At 70.0% G+C, this 20,326-nt stretch carries 20 protein-coding genes; 10 read left to right on the top strand and 10 right to left on the bottom strand.

Translation table 11 applies throughout. The features are described from left to right. Positions 1-42: 42 nt before the first annotated feature. The 4 genes from ACFY36_RS00420 to ACFY36_RS00405 are packed head-to-tail and all read right to left on the bottom strand — an operon-like array spanning position 43 to position 3,409. Complete coding sequence (locus ACFY36_RS00420) at positions 43-441, bottom strand: universal stress protein (RefSeq protein ID WP_499743707.1); 399 nt, start codon at positions 439-441, stop codon at positions 43-45. Beyond that, positions 438-1,940, bottom strand: a complete 1,503-nt coding sequence (locus ACFY36_RS00415; protein ID WP_499743706.1) for a tripartite tricarboxylate transporter permease — start codon at positions 1,938-1,940, stop codon at positions 438-440. Before ACFY36_RS00415 ends, ACFY36_RS00420 begins: the two co-directional genes overlap by 4 nt. Before the next feature lie 9 nt (positions 1,941-1,949). Next, positions 1,950-2,423 carry a tripartite tricarboxylate transporter TctB family protein gene (locus ACFY36_RS00410; protein WP_499743705.1) on the bottom strand — a complete coding sequence of 158 codons (474 nt, stop codon included), beginning with the start codon at positions 2,421-2,423 and terminating at the stop codon, positions 1,950-1,952. Then, complete coding sequence (locus ACFY36_RS00405; protein ID WP_499743704.1) at positions 2,420-3,409, bottom strand: tripartite tricarboxylate transporter substrate binding protein; 990 nt, start codon at positions 3,407-3,409, stop codon at positions 2,420-2,422. Before ACFY36_RS00405 ends, ACFY36_RS00410 begins: the two co-directional genes overlap by 4 nt. A gap of 95 nt (positions 3,410-3,504) precedes the next feature. Here ACFY36_RS00405 and ACFY36_RS00400 point away from each other — a divergent pair, with 95 nt between their 5' ends. The 6 genes from ACFY36_RS00400 to ACFY36_RS00375 are packed head-to-tail and all read left to right on the top strand — an operon-like array spanning position 3,505 to position 10,166. After that, complete coding sequence (locus ACFY36_RS00400) at positions 3,505-4,443, top strand: LysR family transcriptional regulator (RefSeq protein WP_499743703.1); 939 nt, start codon at positions 3,505-3,507, stop codon at positions 4,441-4,443. A 5-nt stretch (positions 4,444-4,448) separates the two neighbouring features. Beyond that, positions 4,449-5,366, top strand: a complete 918-nt coding sequence (gene kdgD / locus ACFY36_RS00395; RefSeq protein ID WP_499743702.1) for a 5-dehydro-4-deoxyglucarate dehydratase — start codon at positions 4,449-4,451, stop codon at positions 5,364-5,366. Next, positions 5,363-6,691, top strand: a complete 1,329-nt coding sequence (locus tag ACFY36_RS00390) for an enolase C-terminal domain-like protein (RefSeq protein ID WP_499743701.1) — start codon at positions 5,363-5,365, stop codon at positions 6,689-6,691. The genes kdgD and ACFY36_RS00390 overlap by 4 nt, the downstream gene beginning before the upstream one ends. Next, positions 6,688-7,812, top strand: a complete 1,125-nt coding sequence (locus tag ACFY36_RS00385; protein WP_499743700.1) for an L-talarate/galactarate dehydratase — start codon at positions 6,688-6,690, stop codon at positions 7,810-7,812. Before ACFY36_RS00390 ends, ACFY36_RS00385 begins: the two co-directional genes overlap by 4 nt. Further along, on the top strand, positions 7,809-9,266 hold the full coding sequence (locus tag ACFY36_RS00380) for an aldehyde dehydrogenase (NADP(+)) (RefSeq protein ID WP_499743699.1): 1,458 nt from the start codon (positions 7,809-7,811) through the stop codon (positions 9,264-9,266). The genes ACFY36_RS00385 and ACFY36_RS00380 overlap by 4 nt, the downstream gene beginning before the upstream one ends. A 48-nt stretch (positions 9,267-9,314) precedes the next feature. After that, positions 9,315-10,166 (top strand): helix-turn-helix domain-containing protein, encoded by an 852-nt coding sequence (locus ACFY36_RS00375; protein ID WP_499743698.1) that lies wholly within the window; start codon positions 9,315-9,317, stop codon positions 10,164-10,166. Positions 10,167-10,185: 19 nt separating this feature from the next. Here ACFY36_RS00375 and ACFY36_RS00370 read toward each other — a convergent pair whose 3' ends face one another. From ACFY36_RS00370 to ACFY36_RS00350, 5 genes are all read right to left on the bottom strand, one after another. After that, complete coding sequence (locus ACFY36_RS00370; protein ID WP_499743697.1) at positions 10,186-10,878, bottom strand: alpha/beta fold hydrolase; 693 nt, start codon at positions 10,876-10,878, stop codon at positions 10,186-10,188. Between the two features lies 1 nt (position 10,879). After that, positions 10,880-12,007, bottom strand: coding sequence for an FAD-dependent oxidoreductase (locus ACFY36_RS00365; RefSeq protein WP_499743696.1), 1,128 nt, complete (start codon positions 12,005-12,007; stop codon positions 10,880-10,882). 78 nt (positions 12,008-12,085) lie between these two features. Further along, positions 12,086-12,745 (bottom strand): TetR/AcrR family transcriptional regulator, encoded by a 660-nt coding sequence (locus tag ACFY36_RS00360; protein WP_499743695.1) that lies wholly within the window; start codon positions 12,743-12,745, stop codon positions 12,086-12,088. 25 nt (positions 12,746-12,770) lie between these two features. Continuing rightward, positions 12,771-13,112: a hypothetical protein gene (locus ACFY36_RS00355; RefSeq protein ID WP_499743694.1), complete on the bottom strand. Its 342-nt coding sequence runs from the start codon at positions 13,110-13,112 to the stop codon at positions 12,771-12,773. A gap of 33 nt (positions 13,113-13,145) precedes the next feature. After that, positions 13,146-14,243, bottom strand: coding sequence for an NAD(P)/FAD-dependent oxidoreductase (locus tag ACFY36_RS00350; protein WP_499743693.1), 1,098 nt, complete (start codon positions 14,241-14,243; stop codon positions 13,146-13,148). 82 nt (positions 14,244-14,325) lie between these two features. Between ACFY36_RS00350 and ACFY36_RS00345 the strand changes: the two genes are divergently transcribed. After that, positions 14,326-14,781, top strand: coding sequence for a MarR family winged helix-turn-helix transcriptional regulator (locus tag ACFY36_RS00345; protein ID WP_499743692.1), 456 nt, complete (start codon positions 14,326-14,328; stop codon positions 14,779-14,781). Positions 14,782-14,797: 16 nt separating this feature from the next. Here the strand turns inward: ACFY36_RS00345 and ACFY36_RS00340 are convergent, their stop codons facing one another. Then, positions 14,798-15,997 (bottom strand): PucR family transcriptional regulator, encoded by a 1,200-nt coding sequence (locus ACFY36_RS00340; protein WP_499743691.1) that lies wholly within the window; start codon positions 15,995-15,997, stop codon positions 14,798-14,800. A 329-nt stretch (positions 15,998-16,326) separates the two neighbouring features. On the opposite strand from ACFY36_RS00340, the gene chvE reads away from it, so the two are divergent. From chvE to mmsB, 3 genes are read left to right on the top strand one after another with little or no spacing between them, the layout of a single operon-like run. After that, complete coding sequence (chvE, locus tag ACFY36_RS00335; protein ID WP_499743690.1) at positions 16,327-17,454, top strand: multiple monosaccharide ABC transporter substrate-binding protein; 1,128 nt, start codon at positions 16,327-16,329, stop codon at positions 17,452-17,454. A gap of 25 nt (positions 17,455-17,479) precedes the next feature. After that, complete coding sequence (gene mmsA, locus ACFY36_RS00330; RefSeq protein WP_499743689.1) at positions 17,480-19,009, top strand: multiple monosaccharide ABC transporter ATP-binding protein; 1,530 nt, start codon at positions 17,480-17,482, stop codon at positions 19,007-19,009. A 5-nt stretch (positions 19,010-19,014) separates the two neighbouring features. Continuing rightward, positions 19,015-20,244: a multiple monosaccharide ABC transporter permease gene (mmsB, locus tag ACFY36_RS00325; RefSeq protein WP_499743688.1), complete on the top strand. Its 1,230-nt coding sequence runs from the start codon at positions 19,015-19,017 to the stop codon at positions 20,242-20,244. The last annotated feature ends 82 nt before the right edge of the window (positions 20,245-20,326 follow it).

The raw sequence follows: 20,326 nt of genomic DNA, 5'->3' as shown, positions 1-20,326 counted from the left end.
CGGGTTCCGCCGCTCAGGAGACACCGTGTTCCTCGAACAGGGTCAAGCTTCGGGCGGCTTCACGGCCAGGACCGGGCGTTCCGCCTCGAGCAGGATGCGCTGCGCGTTGCTGCCCAGCAGGAGCTTGCCGACCGCCGACCGGCGGCGCAGGCCGATGACGATCAGTGAGGCGCCGATCCGGTCGGCGGTGCTCAGCAGGTGATCGGCCAGGTCGCCGTTGTGGGGCGCCTGCACGACGTCGAGGGCCACGCCGGCCTCCTCGGCCCGTGCGGCCAGCCCGGTGATCCGGTCGGGTGGTGCCACCTCGGCGCTGACCAGGGCGCCGTCGCGGGGCGAATTGATCAGGACGACGGGTTCTTCGCGGCGGAGGGCTTCCTCCAGCGCGGCGGCGAAGGCGGCGTCGCCCTCGGGTGTGGGCAGATATCCGACGAGGATCGTCATACCGGCTCCTTGAGACGGTCGTTGGCGCGGCGGCGGCGCAGGGCCGCCCGGGCGGCCGGCAGCAGGATCACCAGGAGGAAGGCGGCGAGCAGGACGCCGGAGATGGGGCGGGTGAAGAAGCCGCCCGGGTTGCCGTCGAACATCAACAGGGAGCGGCGCAGCGAGCTCTCCAGCAGCGAGCCGAGCACGAAGGCCAGCACCATGGGGCCGGGGTCGAAGCCGGCCTTCTTCATCAGGTAGCCGAGCACGCCGAAGAAGATGACCAGGGCGATGTCGAAGACGTCGTTGCGGACCGTGTAGGCGCCGATCAGGGTGATCAGCGCGGTGATCGGGGCCAGGACGGCCGGGCGGACGCGCAGGATGCGGACGAACAGGCCGACCAGCGGCAGGCTCATGATCAGCAGCAGGACGTTGCCGATGTACATGGAGTTGACGACGCCCCAGAACAGGTCGGGGTGTTCGGTGACCAGTTGCGGGCCCGGGGTGATGCCCTGGATGAGCAGCGCGCCGAAGATGACGGCCATCGTCGCGTTGGCCGGGATGCCCAGTGACAGCAGCGGAATGAACGACGACGTGGCGGCCGCGTTGTTCGCGGTCTCGGGTGCGGCGACGCCCTCGATCGCGCCGTGGCCGAAACGTTCGGGGTGTTTCGACCGGCGCTTCTCCACCGCGTACGCGGCGAGCGAGGACAGGACCGCGCCGCCGCCGGGCAGGATGCCCAGCACAAAGCCGATCACGCCGCCGCGGCCGATCGCGCCGCTCGACTGACGTAGGTCGGAGCGGCTGGGCCACACATTGGCGACCACGGCCGGCGCCTGCGCCGCCCGGTGACGTTCCTCGAGGTTGTAGAGGATCTCGCCGAGGCCGAACAGGCCCATGGCGATGGGGACGAAGTCGAGGCCGTCGGCCAGCGAGAGGCTGCCGAAGGTGAACCGTTCGGCGCTGATGAAGTCGTCCCGGCCGACGGTCGCCAGCAGCAGGCCGATGGCCGCCGCGATGAACGCCTTGAGACGGCTGCCGTTGGAGACGGTGGCGACCAGCAGGATGCCGAGCAGGGCCAGCGCCGCGTACTCGGGCGGGCCGAAGTCGAGGGCGAAACCGGCGACCAGCGGGGCCACGAAGGTCAGGGCGATGATGGACAGCGTGCCGCCGACGAACGAGCCGATCGCGGCGATGCCGAGCGCGGTGCCGGCACGGCCCTGTTTGGCGAGCGCGTGGCCGTCGAAGACGGTGACGACCGAGGAGGCCTCTCCCGGCAGGCGCAGGAGCACCGAGGTGATCGTGCCGCCGTACTGGGCGCCGTAGAAGATGCCGGCCAGCATGATGATCGAGGTGACCGGTTCGAGGCCGAAGGTGACCGGCAGCAGGATGGCGATGGTGGCGGCGGGGCCGAGGCCGGGCAGCACGCCGATCAGCATGCCGATGATGACGCCGATGAGGCAGTAGAGCAGGTTTTTCGGCTCCACCACGACGGCGAAGCCGTCGAGTACCGCGGACAACGGTTCTCCCTAGAAGAGGTGGGGGATGGTGACGGAGAGCGCGCCGACGAAGATCAAGTAAAGAACGAGGGTGACGGCAAGGCTCACGACGACGGACATACGCCACGACTCCCGCCCGAGGAACCGCAGCCAGACGAAGGCCAGCAGCGCTGCCGGAATCTCGAAGCCGATCACCTCGACGAGCGCGACGAAGGCGACCATGCTCGCCACCGCGGCCAGCACCAGAAGTCCGGAGCGGGTGAATCGCTCGGCGTCGTCCGTGCGCCGTGCCCGTGCGGCCAGGACCGCCCCGAGCACGATGAGCACAGCACTGACGATGGCCGGCCAGGTGCCCGGCCCGGGCGCGGAGAGAGTCCCCACGCCCAGGTCGAGCGATCCGATCAGGGTCGCGCCACCGAGGATCACAACGACCAGAGCGATGACGAGATTGGTCACCGCTCCCGCGGCCGGCGGGCGGTCAGATTCCTCGATGGGCTCGTTCACGACTTGCCACTCAAGTCGATCTTGTACTTCTCCACAAGCCCCTTGTACGTCGTCAGCGCCTCGTTCCACTGCTGGAGCAGGGTGGCGCCGTCGACCTCGTTCGGGGTGAGCATGCGCCCGGTGTTGAAGTCCTTGTACTTCTGGTCGGCGAACGACTTCTGGAACGCCGCGCGCAGCCGGTCGAGGACCTCCTTCGGGGTGCCCTTGGGGGCGACGACGGCGCGGGACTGCTGCACCAGCGCGTCGTAGCCGGCCTCCTTCGCGGTCGGGGTGTCCGGCAGATAGGTGGGCCGCTTCTCGGCGAAGGTGACGACCGGCGTGATCTTCCCGGCCTTGATCTGGGCCTGTGCCTCGCCGAGCTGCACGCTGGCCACGTCGACCTGCCCGCCGAGGACGGCGGTCAGCGCGGGCGACCCGCCGTTGAACGGAACCGCGGTGGCCTGGATGCCGGCCTGTGCGAAGAGCAGCTCCTGGCTGAGCTGGCTGCCGGTGCCGACGCCGGTGGTGGCGTACTTGATCGGCCGCTTGGCGTCCACGATCGACTCGACCGTGGTGAAGCCGGTCTTCGGGTTGGCCACGAGCACGTAGTCGTCCTGCGAGACCCCGGTCACGACCTCGTAGTCGTTGATGTCCACGGCCTCGTTCTCGGGGACGGCCAGCGGCGTGATGTAGGCGAGGGAGCCGACGAAGAGCATGACCGTGTAGCCGTCGTTCTTGGCGCCGGCCAGTTCCTTGGCGGCGACCGCCCCGTTGGCGCCGGGCTTGTTCAGCACGGTGATCGACTGCTTGAGGTCGGCCGCGGCCGGGTCGGCCAGGGCGCGGGCGATGAGGTCGGTGCTGCCACCGGCGTCCTGCCCGACGAGCAGGTCGACGGTCCGCTCAGGATATTGGGAGGCGGCTTCGGAGTCGTTGCTATCGAGGTTGCCGCCACAGGCGCTCAGCGCGAGGACGGTTGCTACAGAGGCGCCTAAGAACCTGCTACGCATGGACTGTCTCCGGTATGTGAGGCGGGTCACGAGCGTATGACCGCGAATTTATGCCTGTCCAACTCCCTTATTGCATTGATTGATACCTTTCTTGCATGGCTTACACGCTGGAGCAGCTCCGCGGGTTGGTGGCCGTCGCGGAAGAGCTGCACTTCGGGCGGGCGGCCGCCCGGCTGCGCATCACCCAGCCGCCGCTGAGCCGCCAGATCCAGAAGCTGGAGGCGGCCGTCGGCGTGCACCTTCTGGACCGCGACAACCGCCGGGTCGCGCTCACCCCGGCCGGCGAGGCGTTCCTGCGCGAGGCCCGCCGCATTCTCGCCATCGCCGAGGCGGCGCCCGACCTGGCCCAGCGGGTCTCCTCCGGCACCCGGGGGCTGATCCGCCTCGGCTTCACGGCGGCGTCCACTTTCGGCATTCTCGGCCGGCTGCTCGACGAGTTCGAACGCGAGCTTCCCGAGGTGCGCATCGAGCTGTTCGAGATGGTCACCCGTGAGCAGACCGCGGCACTGGCCGCCGAGGACCTCGACCTCGGGCTGGCCCGGCCGCCGTTCGACGCCGATCTGTTCGACTCGCGGCTGCTGCACCGCGAGGCGTTGCTGCTGGCAGTGCCGGCCGGCCATCGGCTGACCGCTCTCGGCCGCCCGGCCGGGCCGGACGATCTGGCCGGCGAGCCGCTGATCTTCCATTCGCAGCAGAAGGCCCGCTACTTCTACGACCTGGTGGTCGGCATGGTGCCCCTGGCCCAGGAACGCGTCGTGCACAGCGTCAGCCAGATCATGACCATGCTGTGGCTGGTCTCGGCCGGGCGCGGGGTCGCCTTCGTGCCCGCCTCGGCCACGCTCGCCGGCATCCCGCAGGTCGATTTCGTTCCCCTGGCCACCCCGGTGCCGCAACCGGTGGAGCTGCACCTGTTGTGGCCGCGGCAGTCACAGAATCCGGCGCTGACCAAGGCACTCACGGTGATTGATGCTCGCAAGGTATCAGACGATGCGGAAACGCTCTTGGACACGCATCATCGTCAGTCCATACCGTAACCGGGGTGACGCCGACATCACCCGCTGAGCTCGCCGCTCGTCTTCCCACCGGACTCCTGTCCTTCCCCGTGACGCACTTCGACGACGACCTCGCCTTCGACGAATCCCGCTACCGCGAGCACCTCGCGTGGCAGGCGGGCTTCGGCGTGGCCGGCCTGTTCGCGGCCGGCGGCACCGGCGAGGGTTTCTCGCTGACCTCGGCCGAGATCGACGCCGTCGTCCGGGCGGCGGTGGGTGAGGTCGGTGACCGGCTGCCGGTGGTCGCCCCCGCGACCGGCAACACCGCGCAGGCCATCGCGCAGGCCGAGGCCGCCCAGCGGGCCGGAGCGGCCGGGTTGCTGCTCCTGCCGCCCTACCTGACCGAGGCCACCCAGGCCGGCCTGATCGCGCATGTCACCGCCGTGTGCCGGGCGACGGAGCTCGGCGTCATCGTCTACAGCCGGGCCAACGCCGTGCTCGACGACGTCACCGTGGCCGAACTGGCCGAGCGTAACCCCAACCTGATCGGCCTCAAGGACGGCGTCGGCGACATCGAGCGGATGACCCGCACCTACGCCAAGCTCGGCGACCGGCTCATCTACATCGGCGGCCTGCCGACCGCCGAGACCTTCGCCCTGCCGCTGCTCCAGCTCGGCGTCAGCACGTACTCGTCGGCCCTTTACAACTTCCTTCCCGAGTACGCCTTGAGGTTCTTCTCGGCCGTACGGGCCCAGGACCGCGCCACGGTCTACCAACTGCTCAACGACTTCGTCATCCCGTACCTCGACATCCGTGACCGCGCCCGCGGCTACGCCGTCTCCATCATCAAGGCCGGGCTGACCGCGATCGGCCGCGACGGAGGCCGGGTCCGGCCTCCGCTGACCGATCTGACCCCGGCCGACCGGGCCGACCTGGCCGCCCTCATCGACAAGGTCCGCTCGTGAGCACCCCGGCGGTCGCCCGGGTCGAGGTGGTCCCGGTCGCCGGGCACGACAGCATGCTGCTCAACCTCAGCGGCGCGCACGGCCCGTTCTTCACCCGCAACGTCGTGGTCGTCACCGACAGCACCGGTCGCGAGGGCCTCGGCGAGGTGCCGGGCGGCGAGCCGATCCGGGCCACCATCGAGGCCGCCGGCGAGTCCCTGATCGGGCAGCCGATCGCCCGCTACGCCACGCTCCTGCGCGAGATCGGCTCCCGCTTCGCCGGTCTCGACAGCAAAGGCCGAGGACCGCAGACGTACGACCTCCGGGTGGCCGTGCACGCGATGACCGCCCTGGAGAGCGCGTTGCTCGACCTGAACGGACAGCATCTGGGCGTGCCGGTGGCCGAGCTTCTGGGCGAGGGGCAGCAGCGAACGGAGGTGCCGGTGCTCGGCTATCTCTTCTACGTCGGCGACCGCACCCGCACCGACCTGCCCTACGTCACCGAGCCGCAACCGGCCGACGACTGGGAGAAGCTGCGCCGCGAGCCGGCCCTCACCCCGTCGTCCATCGTGGACCTCGCGGTCGCCGCCCAGGCCCGCTACGGCTTCGCCGACTTCAAACTCAAGGGTGGCGTGTTCCGAGCCGAGGAGGAGATCGAGGCGGTCCGCGCGCTCGCCGCCCGCTTCCCGCGGGCCCGCATCACCATCGACCCCAACGGCGGGTGGGGGCTGAGCGAGGCCGTCGCGCTCTGCGCGGGGCTGAGCGACGTGCTGGCGTACGCCGAAGACCCCGTCGGCGCCGAAGGCGACCTGTCCGGCCGTGAGGCGATGGCCGAGTTCCGCCGGGCGACCGGCCTCCGCACGGCGACCAACATGATCGCCACCGATTGGCGGCAGCTGGCTCATGCCGTACGGATGGACGCCGTCGACATTCCGCTCGCCGATCCCCATTTCTGGACCATGCGCGGCGCGGTGCGCGTGGCCCAGCTCTGCCACGATTTCGGGCTGACCTGGGGATCGCACTCCAACAACCACTTCGACATCTCGCTGGCCATCCTCACCCAGGTCGGCGCGGCCGCCCCGGGCGAGATCACCGCCCTGGACACCCACTGGATCTGGCAGGACGGGCAGCGGCTCACCCGCTCGCCTCTGCGCATCGCCGACGGGAGGATCGCCGTACCGGATCGGCCCGGCCTCGGCGTCACGCTTGATCGGGACGCCCTGCAGACGGCGCACGAGGTCTACCTCGAGTACGGGCTCGGCGCGCGCGACGACGCCGCCGCGATGCAGTACCTGTCCCCCGGCTGGCAGTTCGATCCTAAACGGCCTTGTCTGGTGCGGTCATGAGCGACCGGATCACGCGCCTCACGCTGTCGTCGGTGACGCTGCCGCTGACGACCCCGATCAGCGACGCCAAGGTGCTCACCGGCCGGCAGAAGCCGATGACCGAGGTGGCGTTCCTGTTCGCCGAGATCGGCACCGCCGACGGCCTCGAAGGGCTCGGCTTCGGTTACAGCAAACGGGCCGGCGGGCGCGCCCAGTACGCGCACGCGAGCGAGGTCGCGGCCGGGCTGCTCGGCGAGGATCCCAGCGACATCGGCCGGCTCTGGACCAAGCTCGTCTGGGCCGGCGCGTCGGTCGGCCGCAGCGGCGCCGCCACCCAGGCCATCGCCGCCATCGACGTCGCGCTGTGGGACCTCAAGGCCAAACGCGCCGGGCTGCCCCTGGCCAAACTGCTGGGCGCCTACCGCGATTCGGTGCGCTGCTACGACACCTCGGGCGGCTTCCTGCACGAGCCCATCGACCGGGTGCTCGAGAACGCCACGGCCGCCCGCGCCGCCGGCATCGACGGCATCAAAATCAAGGTCGGTCACCCCTCCCCCGCCGTCGACCTGGCCCGCGTCCGCGCGGTCCGCGAGCACCTCGGCGACGATGTCCCCCTCATGGTCGACGCCAACCAGCAGTGGGACCGGCCGACCGCCACGCGGGTGGGACGGGCCCTCGAAGAGTTCGGGCTCGTCTGGATCGAGGAACCCCTCGACGCGTACGACGTCGAAGGCCACCGCGCCCTGGCGCGATCGCTCGACACCCCCATCGCCTCCGGCGAGATGCTCACCAGCGTCGCCGAACACACGGCGCTGCTCGACGCGGTCGACGTCATCCAGCCCGACGCGCCCCGCATCGGCGGCATCACCCAGTTCCAGCGCCTGGCCGCCCAGGCCGAGCAGCGCCACCTCACCCTGGCCCCGCACTTCGCCATGGAGATCCACATCCACCTGGCCGCCGCGTATCCGCACGAACCCTGGGTCGAGCACTTCGACTGGCTGCATCCGCTGTTCAACGAACGCCTCGACATCCGCGACGGCCGTCTCCACCTCTCCGGACGCCCCGGCCTCGGCGTCACCCTGAGCGCGCAGGCCCGCGAGTGGACCGTCGACCGCACCGACATCCGGGAGACCACCCGATGACCGTCATCGCCAGCATCGACCCCCGTACCGGCGCCGCTGTCGAAACCGTCGCCACGGCAAGCACCCCGGCGCAGGTCGACGCCCTCGCCCACGCCGCGCTCGCCGCCGCCGGCCCCCTCGACGCCCTCGGCCGTGACGGCCGCGCCGCGCTGCTCGACACCCTCGCCGACGCCCTCGAGGAGGACCGGGCGCCGATCGTGGAGGTCGCCGACCGCGAGACCGCCCTCGGCGCCACCCGCCTCAACGGCGAACTCACCCGCAGCACGTACCAGCTCAGGCTTTTCGCCTCGGTGCTCCGCGACGGCGGCTACCTGGAAGCCACGGTCGACCACGCCGGCGACACCCCGATGGGCCCCCGCCCCGACCTGCGCCGCATGCTCGTCCCCCTCGGCCCGGTCGCCGTCTTCGGCGCCAGCAACTTCCCCCTGGCGTTCTCGGTGCCCGGCGGCGACACCGCCTCCGCGCTCGCCGCCGGCTGTCCCGTCGTCCTCAAGGCCCACGGCTCCCACCCGGCCACCTCCCGGCGCTGCTTCGACGTGCTGTCCGCCGCCGCCCGCCGCGCCGGCGCCCCCGACGGAACCCTCGGCATCGTCTACGGCCAGCAGGCCGGCGCCGACCTCGTCGCCCACCCGGCCATCCGGGCCGCCGGGTTCACCGGCTCCACGGCCGCCGCCCGGGCCCTGCTGGCCGTCATCGACCGCCGGCCCGACCCGATCCCGTTCTTCGGCGAGCTCAGCAGCCTCAACCCGGTAGTGGTCACCCCCGCCGCGGCCGCCGACCACCCCGCGGAGATCGCGGCCGGCCTGGCCGCCTCGTTCACCCTCGGAGTAGGGCAGTTCTGCACCAAACCAGGATTGGCGTTCATCCCCGACGGCCTCGGCGGCGACACCCTGGTCGCGGCCCTCGACAAGGCGGTCGCCGCAACGCCGGCGGGAGTCATGCTCAACGACGGCATCGCCGCGGCGTACGAGAAAGCCACCGCCCGGCCCCGGGGCACCGCGCTGCTGCGCCTCGCCCGGGCGGCCGGCCTGCCACCGTCGGCCCTGGAGGAGTGCTTCGGCCCGGTCGCGACGATCGCCCGCTACAGCGACGAGGCCGACCTGTTCGCCGCCCTGGACACGCTGCCGTCCTCGCTGACCGCGACCATCCATCGCGGCCCCGGCGAGACCGCCCTGCCGGCCGAGGTGACCCGGCGGCTGCTGCCCCGCGCGGGCCGGATCCTGTACGACGGCTATCCCACCGGCGTCGCCGTATCGTGGGCCCAGCACCACGGCGGCCCCTGGCCCGCCACGAACTCCCAGCACACGTCCGTGGGCGCGACAGCGATCCGCCGCTTCCTGCGCCCGGTCGCCTGGCAGAACGCCCCGGCCGACCTGCTGCCACCCGAACTCCGCGACGACTACGACGCCATCCCCCGCCGCGTCGGCGGCATCCTCCACGCGAGCACTGCGTAGGAAAACCTTTACCACCCTCGCCCCCGGCCCGCGCGGAACAATGGGTTCATGACCACGGACGAAGCGGGGCTCGGGGCGACGTTGCGAGCCTGGCGCGACCGGCTGACCCCGGCCGCCGTGGGGTTGCCCCAGGGTGGGACACGGCGGGCGAACGGGCTCCGCCGGGAGGAACTCGCCGCGCTGGCCGGCATCTCGGTCGACTACGTGGTCCGTCTGGAGCAGGGGCGCGTCGCCACCCCGTCCGCGCAGGTGGTCGCGGCGCTGGCCCGTGCTCTTCAGCTGACCGGCGCCGAGCGCGACCACCTATACCGGCTGGCCCACCTGGAGCCACCGGCGCACGGGCAGATCTCGCACCACATCCCGCCGGGCATGAACCGGGTGCTGGCCCGGCTCGGCGACGCCGCCGTCGGGGTGTTCGCCGCCGACTGGCAGCTCATCTGGTGGAACTACGGCTGGGCGGCGCTGCTCGGCGATCCGTCGTCGGCGCCGCCGGCGTCGCGCAACTTCGCCCGGGACACCTTTCCGGTCGACGACCACAAGCCCCGGCTGGCGCAATGGCCGGTGACCTCGGACGCCGGGGACGCGGTGGAGGCTGCCGTCGTGGCCGACCTGCGCCGCGCCACCGGCCGCTTTCCCGGTGACCGCGGGCTGGCCCGCCTCATCAAGGACCTGACGGCGGGCAACGAGCGCTTCGCGCAGCTGTGGCGGGCCGGGGTGGTCGGCGCTCACCGCGAGGACCACAAGATCGTCGCGCATCCGGCGGTCGGCCCGATCGCCGTCGACTGCGACGTCATGAGAGACGGCGACGACGACCTGAAGATCGTGATCCTGACCGCGGCCCCGGGCAGCGACGACGACACCAGGATGCGCTTGGCGCTGGTGGCCGGCGTCCCCGCCTAGGCAACAGGTACGCGCAGGGTCACAGGGCGGTGAGAAAGTCGTCGATGGCGGCGAACGTGGCCTCGGGCGCCTCCCGCATCGGCAGATGCCCACCGCCGGGGATCACCGTGAACCGGGCGCCGGGGATCGCGCCGGCGTAGAGCCGGCCGAACTCCGGCGTGACGACCGTGTCGTTCTCGCCCCAGATCAGCTGGGCCGGGATACCCAGGCCCGCGAAGCGGCCTAGCAGGGCCGGGTCTTCCAGCCCGCCGGTGGTGTAGGCGCGGAACGCGGCCATGTCGCCCGGCGGCGGTCCCGGCCGTGGCGCGCCCGGCGCCGAGGGCGGCGGCCCGCTGGGCATCGCCGGCGGATGCCCTTCGATCCGCGGGCCGACCGCGTCGATGATCAGCAGCCGGCCGAGGCGCCGGCCGCGATCGGTCACGGCCATCTCCGCGGCGACCCAGCCGCCGAACGACACACCGGCCACCGTGACCCCGGTCAGGTCCCGCTGGGCGAGCAGGTCCAGATAGAGACCGGCCAGGCCGGCAACGCTCGCCAGATCGCCGGGGCGCTCGGTGCCGTCCCACCCGGGATGGGTCGGGGCGATCACCCGGTGCGCGCCGGCGAGGTGATCGATCAGGGAGTTCATGCTGTCCGGACCGGCCGCGCCGTGCAGCAGCAGGATCGGGTCGCCGTGGCCGGTCTCGCCCACCGTCAGTATCGAGGACGTCATGTCAGACGCCGAACGACGCGAACATGTCGACCAGCGACTGCGGCGCCTTGTCGTCGAAGATGACCTCGAGGCTGTCGGCCGACTCCTGGGCCACGCCTTCGCTGCGCGAGAACAGCTCCTGCTCATAGGCCGCCAGGGCCTTCTCGATGTCGCCCGGGTTCGCCGCGATCGCCTTGCCGAGCTCCGAGCCGTCGTACATGGCCAGGTTGGCGCCCTCACCGGCGAACGGTGACATCACGTGCGCGGCGTCGCCCAGCAGGGTCACCCCCGGAATCCGGTCCCAGCGGTGCCCGATCGGCAGCGCGTTGATGGTGCGCGGGATCAGCGCGCTGTCCGCCTCGGTGATCAGGGTCTTGATCTCCGGCGCCCAGTCGGCGAACTCTTCGAGCAGCACCGCCTTGCCCTTGTCGCTGTCGGCCCAGTCGATGCCGTCGAGCCACTCCTTCGACTTCTTCAGCGCGATGTAGATGTGCAGGCTGCCGTCGGTCTCCTTGTGCGCCAGGAAACCCTTGCCGGGCGCGAGGGCGAACAACATGCCGGTGCCGACCACCGAGGCCGGCACGGGGTGCTTGCTGTCGGCATCGAGGTGGTCGACCTCGACGAACGAGATTCCCGTGTACGCCGGCACGGCCTCCGACACCAGCGGCCGGATCCGCGACCACGCGCCGTCCGCGCCGATCAGAATGTCGGCGGTGACCGTCTCGCCGTCGGCGAAGCTGAGCTCGTGCCGGCCGTCGCCCAGCGGCTTGGCGCCGGTGACCTTCCTGCCCCACTTGATCGTTCCGGCCGGCAGCGAGTCGAGCAGGATCTGCCGTAGCTGCCCGCGGTCGACCTCGGGCCGGTCGCCGGCGCTCTGCTCGTCCGGCTCTTCCATCCGTACGGCGTTGTGCTTGTCGAGGATGCGCATGGCCTGCCCGCCCTCGTGGATGATCGCCTGGAACTGCTCGAACAGCCCGGCGTCGCGCAGCGCGATCTGGCCGTTGTAGTCGTGGATGTCGAGCATGCCGCCCTGCGTGCGGGCGGCGGGTGATTCGTCCAGCTCGTAGATGGTCGCGGCGATACCGTGGATGTGCAGGACCCGGGCCAGGGTCAGACCGCCCAGGCCGGCTCCGACGATGGTGATGTTCATGATGCCTCCCGTGATAACGTGTTCGCGACGAACATGTTCGCGATGGTCGAACGAAACGGCGCCTGATCGACGCCTTGGTCAGCCCAGCCCGTCGATGAGCGTCTCGAACGCCCACCGCCGGCGCTGTTCACCGGTTCCCGAGAAGATCTCGTCGCGCACGGCGACCAGATGCGGATAGGTGCCCGGCGTCGCCTCGGCCACCGCGACGGCCAGATCCCGCTCCTCGCCGTCCGCGTCGGCCGACTCGTCGCGGCTGCCCTGCTCGGCCGCCATGGCGGTGGCCTGCTGGAGCAGGATGTCGACACCCCAGGCGGCCTGCCGCGCCGGCAGACCGCCGGCCAGCAGCAACCCGAGCGTGGTGTCGAGCAGCCGCAGATAGTGTGGCCCGGACGGCCGCAGCATGAGAACCGATCGCGCCAGGCTGGGATAGGCGAACAGCAGATCCGTGTACGCGGACAGCAGGCCGATGAGCTGCTCGCGCCACTCCCCCGCACCGGGCGGCTCCAGTCCGGCGACGAGCTCGTCGAGGATCGCCCCGTGCAGCTCGGCCGTGTTCCGCACGTAGACGTACAGCGAAGCCGGCCCGGTGTCGACCTCGGCCGCCAGCCGGCGCATCGTCAGCCGCTCCAGACCCTCCTGCCGCATGACATGCAGCGCGGCCGTCACCAGAACCTCCCGGCTCAAGGGCGACTTGGCCGGACGGTCACGGCGGCTGACGGGAACGCGGCGCGGACTCATAACACGATCGTAGCGAACATGTTCGTCAGCCACCAGTGCCGGGCGCACCGGTCAAGGTGCGCAGTTCGTCGGTGGCCTGTGTGATGAGTGCCTCGAGGCCGGCGGCCGTGGCGCCGTCCCATGCCCGGTGCGCGTGTTCGAAGACGGCGGCGCCCACACCCGCGGCGAGCCGGGCGACGGGTTCGGTGATGTGGCGTTGCTGGAGGGCCTGGATCAGCGCTTCGGTCAGCCTTGCCGATTTGGCCTGGGCCCGTTCGTGGAGCGCGGGTGAGGCGGCGATGAGTTGGGCGCACCGCTCGGCGACGGGACGGCCGGCGACGAACAGCGGGATGGCCGCCGTCGAACAGCACCTCAGCCTCTCCGGCAACCCGCACGGCAAACTCGTGCTCCTGCCCTGAGGTCATGGGCGGTTGAATCGGGCGGCGAATCGCGCGGTGAACAGGTCGTCGCCTTTACGGTCGTGGACCGTCTCCACGCCGGCCGCGGCGGGGCCGTCCGCGGCCGGGAGCTGACCGACGCCGGCGCCGGGACCGAGAGGCAGCAGAATCCGGCGGCCGGACGCCGGGGCGTGGAGGACTTCGGGCCTCTCGCCGGCGAGTTGGGCTTTGATGTTCGCGGCCACGATGACGGCGTGCTCCATGGCGTAGGAGGCCATTTTCGGATCGGGGAGCTCAGCCACGTCACCGACCGCGTAGACGTGGTCGTAGCCCCGGACGTTCAGATGGTCGTCCACCGGGATCGTTCCCTGGCCGGTCAGCGTGGTGAGGCGCCCGTCGGCCAGAAAGCCGGTGTTGAATCGCAGGCCGAACGCGCGGAACCAGATGTCGGCGACGATCTCCTCACCCCTGTCGGTGGTGACCGTGAAACGGGCAGTCCTGCCGGCCGGGACCGGCGGCAGCGCGGTCAAGCCGGTGCCGAGCCGCAGATCGATGCCACGTTCGTTCAGCTGCCGGTGCAGGCTTTCACGCACCTCGGGCAGGAATCCGGCCAGCAGCTCAGCGGCCCGGTCGACGACGATCACATGCTTGTCCGGCCAGACGTCCTTGATCTCGCCGGACAGTTCCAGCCCGACCGGGCCCGCGCCGAGGATCAGCACGCGGGCGGCGCCGGACAGTTCCTTGTTCGTCGCGCGGAGGTCGTCGAGCTGCTGGGCTATCCCGGTCGCGCCCGGGTGGGGCTTGGCCGGATACGAGTACTCGGAACCGGTGGCCAGAACCAGATAGTCGGCTCGGATCCGCTCGCCGGATGCGAGTGTCACGCCTCGGGGATCCACTGAGACCGCCCGATCACGAATGACCGACCCTCGCTCGAGCAGGGCGCCGTACGGGAAGAACGCGTTGGGCGCCCAGTCCGGGCGGGTCAGCGCCCGCAGCGAGGCGGCCGCGTTGACGAAGCCCTCCCGCGGGTCGATGAGGACGACGTTCGCGCCGGCGTCGAGCTCCTTGGCCACCAGAGACCCCGCGTAGCCTCCGCCGATGATCACAACTGTTCGTTCCATGCCAGGACCTCCCATGAGTTGACGTGACAACTCTAGCTCGCGAAGTTGTCACGTCAACTCTGGCTGTCGGTACGATCTCCTCATGGCCGAACCCCTGACACCGGAGCAGTGGGAGCTGTGGCACACCTGGATGCAGGCACAACGCCTGCTGCAGCGCGAACTCGACCGGGATCTGCAACGGGACTTCGGCATCTCCAAGGCGGAGTTCAGCGTGCTGGTGACCCTGCACGAGACCCATGGTGAGGAAATGCGGGTCGGCGAGCTGGCCGAGTCACTCGGCTGGGAGAAGAGCCGCGTCGCCCATCAGCTGACCCGGATGGAGAACCGCGAGCTGGTCGACCGGACCGACCACGAGTCCAACGGCCGCCGCGCCGGCATCCGCCTGACCGCGAAAGGCCGCAGCGCGGCCCGGAACGCCCTCGTCGGCCACGGATCCAACATTCGTCGCTACTTCTTCGAGGCACTTTCCTCCGACCAGGCCGCGGCCATCCAGGCATGGAGCCGCCAGACCATCGACAGCATCGAATCCGCGACCTGAGGGGCCCCGCGCTTCCCTACCGCCGGCGATTCAGCAGCCACCACGCCGTCACCAGGTCCTCGGTGCGTCTCAGGTCGAGCTCGGTGAGCTCGGTGAAGCGCTGGACCCGATAGCGCACCGTGTTCTGGTGGATGGACAGGCGCTGGGCCACCTCGCGGACGTCCTGGTCGCACTCGAGGTAGACCCGCGTGGTCTCCTCGATGTCCACGTTGGCCCGCCCGGCGCTGTCGAGGGCGTGCAGGTGCCTCACGGACAGGCCGTCAGCGACGGCCGGCACCGACAGGACGAGCGGCCGGGGGCCGAGACCGGCCAGCCGCACCAGGCCCGACTGCCCGAACCGCTGCGCGGTGTCGAGCGCCAGCACGGCCTCGGTGTAGCCGGCGTGGAGCTGGTCGAGCGGTGCCGCCGGGCCGGCGGCGACCAGGTGCCCGGTCAGGCGCTCCGGCAGCTTCGGCGCGATGAAGCCCAGGCCGGCTCCCATGTCGGCGACCAGAATGTGGCCGGCCGGCAGGCGCAGGGCCGAGGCGATGGCCTGGCGCACCGCTTCCGCGTCGCCGGGCGAGGCGGCGCGGGCGGCGAGAGGAACATGGCGTGCCCGCGGGTCGAGGCCGAAAAGGTGGGCGTCATGCAGGATCTGCTGGGCGGGCAGCGTGCCGCCGAGCACCTCGCCCGCGAAGACCGACCGCCTTTCGGCGTCGAAGTGAGCCTTCTCGATCGCCAGATCGCGCTGGATGCGCAGGAACACCCCGGACGCCTCATTGGCGAACTCCCAGGTGCTGTCGTGAACCGCGAGCATCAACTCCGCGGGCAGTCCGACGTGGGCGCCCACCTCGTCGAACTGGGCGAGCATCGCACGGGAACCCAACTGGTAACCGAGGGCCAGCACTTCGGGCGAGATGCCCCGGGCCATGCGATCGGTGGCGTACGCGATCAGCAGGTCGCGAAGCGCGGCGTCGGGCACCCGCATGGCCGTGAGCTCGGCGACGAGCGTGTCCATGAACTTCTGCGCGTTGTCGCGGATCTCCGCGTCGGTGAGCACCTGGTAGTCCGGTATCCGCTCGCGGGCGATGGCCAGGAACCGGTGGCCGAAGGAGTTCTGGACCTCGCGGAGCCGGTCGACGGCCAACCGCACCTTACGGCGGGTCGGGTCGTCCAGCGTGGTGAGCTCCGGCATCACACGACGGGCGGACCAGGTCGCTGAGCTCACGTTCGTCATCGCCCGAGGTTAGTGCCCGCGACTTTGTTCCCCGGAACAAAGTTCCGGCGGCGGGCTTGGTAGGCGCTCCGTAGTCTTGCGGGCGCTTGTGCGGTGACACTGTGACATGCCGTGGGCGTACCCCCGGCCTGATGTTCGTTCTTGATGTTTTGCGGTCAGAACGAACGGCGCCGCGGGCGTCCGAGCACGTGACAATCCGTGCCCTGAGCTGGAATTTCTCTCGTTTTACCCTCGGAAACATGTCGGTAATTTTCTGTCCATTGATGTTTACTTGTGGTTGAGATTGATGAAGGATGTTCTCTCAGATCCCCCAGAATTCAGGAGAACCGATGAGATTTGTCCGGCTCGCGTCCATGGCTTCGGTCATGACGCTGACGGTGGCCCTGGCCGCATGCGGGTCGAGTGAGAAGACCGCGGACCAGCAGGCCGCCGCGGGAGATACGAAGGGCGCCCTGATCGGCGTCACGATGCCGACCCGGTCCTCGGAGCGATGGATCGGCGACGGTGACAACGTCAAGGAGCAGCTCGAGGCCCTCGGTTACAAGGTCGATCTTCAGTACGCCAACGACGACATCCCGACCCAGACGCAGCAGCTGGACAACCAGATCACCAAGGGCGCCAAGCTGCTGATCGTCGCGTCGATCGACGGCACGGCCATCACCACCCAGCTGGAGAACGCCAAGGCCGCCAACATCCCGGTGATCGCCTACGACCGGCTGATCCGCGACAGCCCGAACGTCGACTACTACGCCACCTTCGACAACTTCAAGGTCGGTGTCCAACAGGCCACCTCGCTGCTGGTCGGCCTGAAGCTGCTCAAGGAGGACGGCTCCAAGGGCGACGCCAAGGGCCCGTTCAACATCGAGCTGTTCGCCGGCTCCCCGGACGACAACAACGCCACCTTCTTCTTCAACGGCGCGATGTCTGTCCTCAAGCCCTACCTGGACGACAAGACCCTGACGGTCAAGAGCGGACAGACCCAGTTCGAGAAGGCCGCCATCCTGCGCTGGCAGCCGAAGGTCGCCCAGGACCGCATGGAGAACCTGCTCACCTCGACGTACAAGAGCGGCGCCAAGGTCGACGGCGTCCTCTCGCCGTACGACGGCCTCTCCATCGGCATCCTCTCGGCGCTCAAGAGCAACGGCTACGGCACGGCCGGCCAGCCGTACCCGATCGTCACCGGCCAGGACGCCGAGGTGGCCTCGGTCAAATCGATCATCGCGGACGAGCAGTTCGCGACGATCTACAAGGACACCCGTGAGCTGGCGAAGACGACCGTCACGATGGCCGACGCGATCCTCAAGGGACAGACGCCGGCCACGAACAACACCACGGACTACAACAACGGCGTCAAGGTCGTCCCGGCCCAGCTGCTCGAGTCGGTGATCGTCTACAAGGGCAACTACAAGAAGGAGCTCGTCGACTCGGGTTACTACACCGAGGCCGACCTGAAGTGATCCGTGCCGACCCTGGGAGATGGGCATGAGCGACACCATCCTGCGGATGCGGGACATCACCAAGACATTTCCCGGGGTCAAGGCACTCCAGGACGTCAACCTCTCGGTACGCCGCGGCGAGATCCTGGCGATCTGCGGGGAGAACGGCGCCGGCAAGTCCACCCTGATGAAGGTGCTCTCCGGCGTCTATCCGCACGGCTCCTACGACGGCGAGATCACCTTCGACGGCGAGCCGTGCCGCTTCTCGGGCATCCGCGACAGCGAGCATCTCGGCATCGTGATCATCCATCAGGAGCTGGCGCTGGTGCCGCAGCTGTCGATCGCCGAGAACATCTTCCTCGGCAACGAACAGGCCCAGCGCGGCCTGATCGACTGGAACCGGACCAACCACGCGGCCGCCGAGCTGCTGGGCCAGGTCGGCCTCAACGAGAACCCGGTCACCCCGATCATCGAGCTGGGCGTGGGCAAGCAGCAGCTCGTCGAGATCGCCAAGGCGCTGTCCAAGAAGGTGCGGCTGCTGATCCTCGACGAGCCCACCGCCGCGCTCAACGACGAGGACTCGGCCCACCTGCTCGGCCTGCTGCGCGGCCTGCGCGACGAGGGGATCACCTGCGTGATCATCTCGCACAAGCTCAACGAGGTCATGGCGATCGCCGACCGGGTCACGATCCTGCGTGACGGCCGGACCATCGTCACCATGGACCGGGCGGACGGCGACGTCACCGAGGACCGGATCATCTCGGGCATGGTCGGGCGCGACCTCGACCACCGCTATCCGCCGCACGAGCCGACCATCGGCGAGGAGGTGCTGCGGGTCGAGGACTGGACGGTGCACAGCCCCACCCAGCACGGGCGCGTCCTGGTCAAGGACGCCAACCTGTCGTTGCGCAGGGGCGAGATCGTCGGCCTGGCCGGGCTGATGGGCGCCGGCCGCACCGAACTGGCCATGAGCGTCTTCGGCCGCTCCTACGGCACCGCCATCTCGGGCCGGATCGTCAAGGACGGCAAGGAGATCCACCTTCGTACGGTCCGCGACGCCATCCGCAACGGCATCGCCTACGCGACGGAGGACCGCAAGCGCTACGGCCTGAACCTGATCGAGGACATCAAGCGCAACATCTCCGCGGCCGCCCTGGGCAAGCTCGCCAAGAACGGCTGGGTCGACGAGAACAGGGAGTTCCAGGTCGCCGGCGAGTTCCGCACGAGCATGAACATCAAGGCCCCCAGCGTGCTCAGCGTGACCGGCAAGCTGTCCGGCGGCAACCAGCAGAAGGTCGTCCTGTCCAAATGGATCTTCACCGATCCGGACGTGCTGATCCTCGACGAGCCCACCCGCGGCATCGACGTCGGCGCCAAGTACGAGATTTACACGATCATCAACCGGCTCGCCGACGAGGGGAAGGCCGTGCTGGTCATCTCCTCCGAGCTGCCCGAGCTCCTCGGGCTCTGCGACCGCATCTACACCCTCGCGGCCGGGCGGATCACCGGTGAGCTGTCCCGCGCCGAAGCCACCCAGGAAAACCTGATGACGCTCATGACCAGAACAACGGAGTGACCGCGATGTCCGTCGCACCCACCATCGCCGGCCCGGCGGTCGGCACGCCGCCGCCCGTTCCCGCAGGCAGAGGCAACCTGCGCCAGAGCGGCATCTACATCGCGTTCGCGGCGATCGTCGTGCTGTTCACGATCCTCACCGGCGGCGACCTGCTGGCCCCGCAGAACATCAGCAACATCATCGTCCAGAACTCGTACATCCTGATCCTGGCCATCGGCATGATCCTGATCATCATCGCCGGGCACATCGACCTGTCGGCCGGCTCGGTCGTCGCGGCCTGCGGCGCCATCGCCGCCGTCCTCATGGTCGAGCACGACGTGGCGTGGCCGCTCGCCCTGCTGATCACTCTCGTGGTCGGCGGCGCCATCGGCGCCTGGCAGGGATACTGGGTCGCGTACTTCGGCATCCCGGCCTTCATCGTCACCCTGGCCGGCATGCTGCTGTTCCGCGCGGTCACCCTGATGATCCTGGGCAACCGCGGCATCGGCCCGTTCCCGGACGAGGTCCGCACGCTGTCCAACGGCTTCACCGAGGGCTATCTGGGCAACATCGGCCTGGGCGCGCTTGGCGGGGCCGACCTGTTCAGCCTCCTCATCGGCGTGGCCGCCGTCGCCGGCATCGTCGTCACCCAGTGGCGCCGCCGCTCGGCCCGGCTCCAGTACGGCCAGGCGGTCGACCCGCTGCCGCTGTTCATCGCCCGCATCGCCGTCGCGTCGGCCCTGGTCATCGCCGTGGTCGTACAGCTCGCCCGGTTCCGGAACCTGCCGTGGGTGCTCATCCTGCTCGCCGCCCTGGTGCTGGGCTACTCGCTGGTGACCAACCGGGCGGTCTTCGGCCGCCAGATCTACGCCGTCGGCGGCAACCTCCAGGCCGCCACCCTGTCCGGAGTGAAGGTCAAGTCGGTCGTTTTCTGGATCTTCGTGAACATGGGCGTGCTGGCCGCGCTGGCCGGCGTCATCTTCGCCGGCCGCCTCAACCAGGCCAATCCGACGGCCGGCGCCAACTTCGAGCTCGACGCCATCGCGGCCGCCTTCATCGGCGGCGCGGCCGTGCAGGGCGGCGTCGGCAAGGTGGTCGGCGCCATCACCGGCGGTCTGATCATGGGCGTCATCAACAACGGCATGTCCCTGATCGGCGCCCAGAGCGAGACGCTGATGCTGGTCAAGGGCGCCGTCCTGCTCGCCGCGGTCGCCTTCGACGTCTGGTCGAAGCGCCGCGCCGGAGCGGGCCGCTGACTCTGGCGGCGGCCGGGGCCCCCCGTCCCCCACCCGGCTGCCGCCAGCCCCCTCCCCAAGGTTCCCGTCCCCAACCGAAAGG

The organism is Actinoplanes sp. NPDC000266, from assembly GCF_042899005.1.
Lineage (GTDB): Bacteria > Actinomycetota > Actinomycetes > Mycobacteriales > Micromonosporaceae > Actinoplanes.
Note: the sequence above shows the minus strand (reverse complement) of the source record. Positions and strands in the feature narration are given on the sequence as shown.

What these genes read in the sequence shown, in the direction of transcription:
- ACFY36_RS00420 (WP_499743707.1), bottom strand. Translation starts at nt 441, where the DNA reads ATGACGATCCTCGTCGGATATCTGCCCACACCCGAGGGCGACGCCGCC.
- ACFY36_RS00405 (WP_499743704.1), bottom strand. Translation starts at nt 3,409, where the DNA reads ATGCGTAGCAGGTTCTTAGGCGCCTCTGTAGCAACCGTCCTCGCGCTG.
- ACFY36_RS00400 (WP_499743703.1), top strand. Translation starts at nt 3,505, where the DNA reads ATGGCTTACACGCTGGAGCAGCTCCGCGGGTTGGTGGCCGTCGCGGAA.
- ACFY36_RS00385 (WP_499743700.1), top strand. Translation starts at nt 6,688, where the DNA reads ATGAGCGACCGGATCACGCGCCTCACGCTGTCGTCGGTGACGCTGCCG.
- ACFY36_RS00380 (WP_499743699.1), top strand. Translation starts at nt 7,809, where the DNA reads ATGACCGTCATCGCCAGCATCGACCCCCGTACCGGCGCCGCTGTCGAA.
- ACFY36_RS00375 (WP_499743698.1), top strand. Translation starts at nt 9,315, where the DNA reads ATGACCACGGACGAAGCGGGGCTCGGGGCGACGTTGCGAGCCTGGCGC.
- ACFY36_RS00370 (WP_499743697.1), bottom strand. Translation starts at nt 10,878, where the DNA reads ATGACGTCCTCGATACTGACGGTGGGCGAGACCGGCCACGGCGACCCG.
- ACFY36_RS00365 (WP_499743696.1), bottom strand. Translation starts at nt 12,007, where the DNA reads ATGAACATCACCATCGTCGGAGCCGGCCTGGGCGGTCTGACCCTGGCC.
- ACFY36_RS00360 (WP_499743695.1), bottom strand. Translation starts at nt 12,745, where the DNA reads ATGAGTCCGCGCCGCGTTCCCGTCAGCCGCCGTGACCGTCCGGCCAAG.
- ACFY36_RS00350 (WP_499743693.1), bottom strand. Translation starts at nt 14,243, where the DNA reads ATGGAACGAACAGTTGTGATCATCGGCGGAGGCTACGCGGGGTCTCTG.
- ACFY36_RS00345 (WP_499743692.1), top strand. Translation starts at nt 14,326, where the DNA reads ATGGCCGAACCCCTGACACCGGAGCAGTGGGAGCTGTGGCACACCTGG.
- ACFY36_RS00340 (WP_499743691.1), bottom strand. Translation starts at nt 15,997, where the DNA reads ATGACGAACGTGAGCTCAGCGACCTGGTCCGCCCGTCGTGTGATGCCG.
- chvE (WP_499743690.1), top strand. Translation starts at nt 16,327, where the DNA reads ATGAGATTTGTCCGGCTCGCGTCCATGGCTTCGGTCATGACGCTGACG.
- mmsA (WP_499743689.1), top strand. Translation starts at nt 17,480, where the DNA reads ATGAGCGACACCATCCTGCGGATGCGGGACATCACCAAGACATTTCCC.
- mmsB (WP_499743688.1), top strand. Translation starts at nt 19,015, where the DNA reads ATGTCCGTCGCACCCACCATCGCCGGCCCGGCGGTCGGCACGCCGCCG.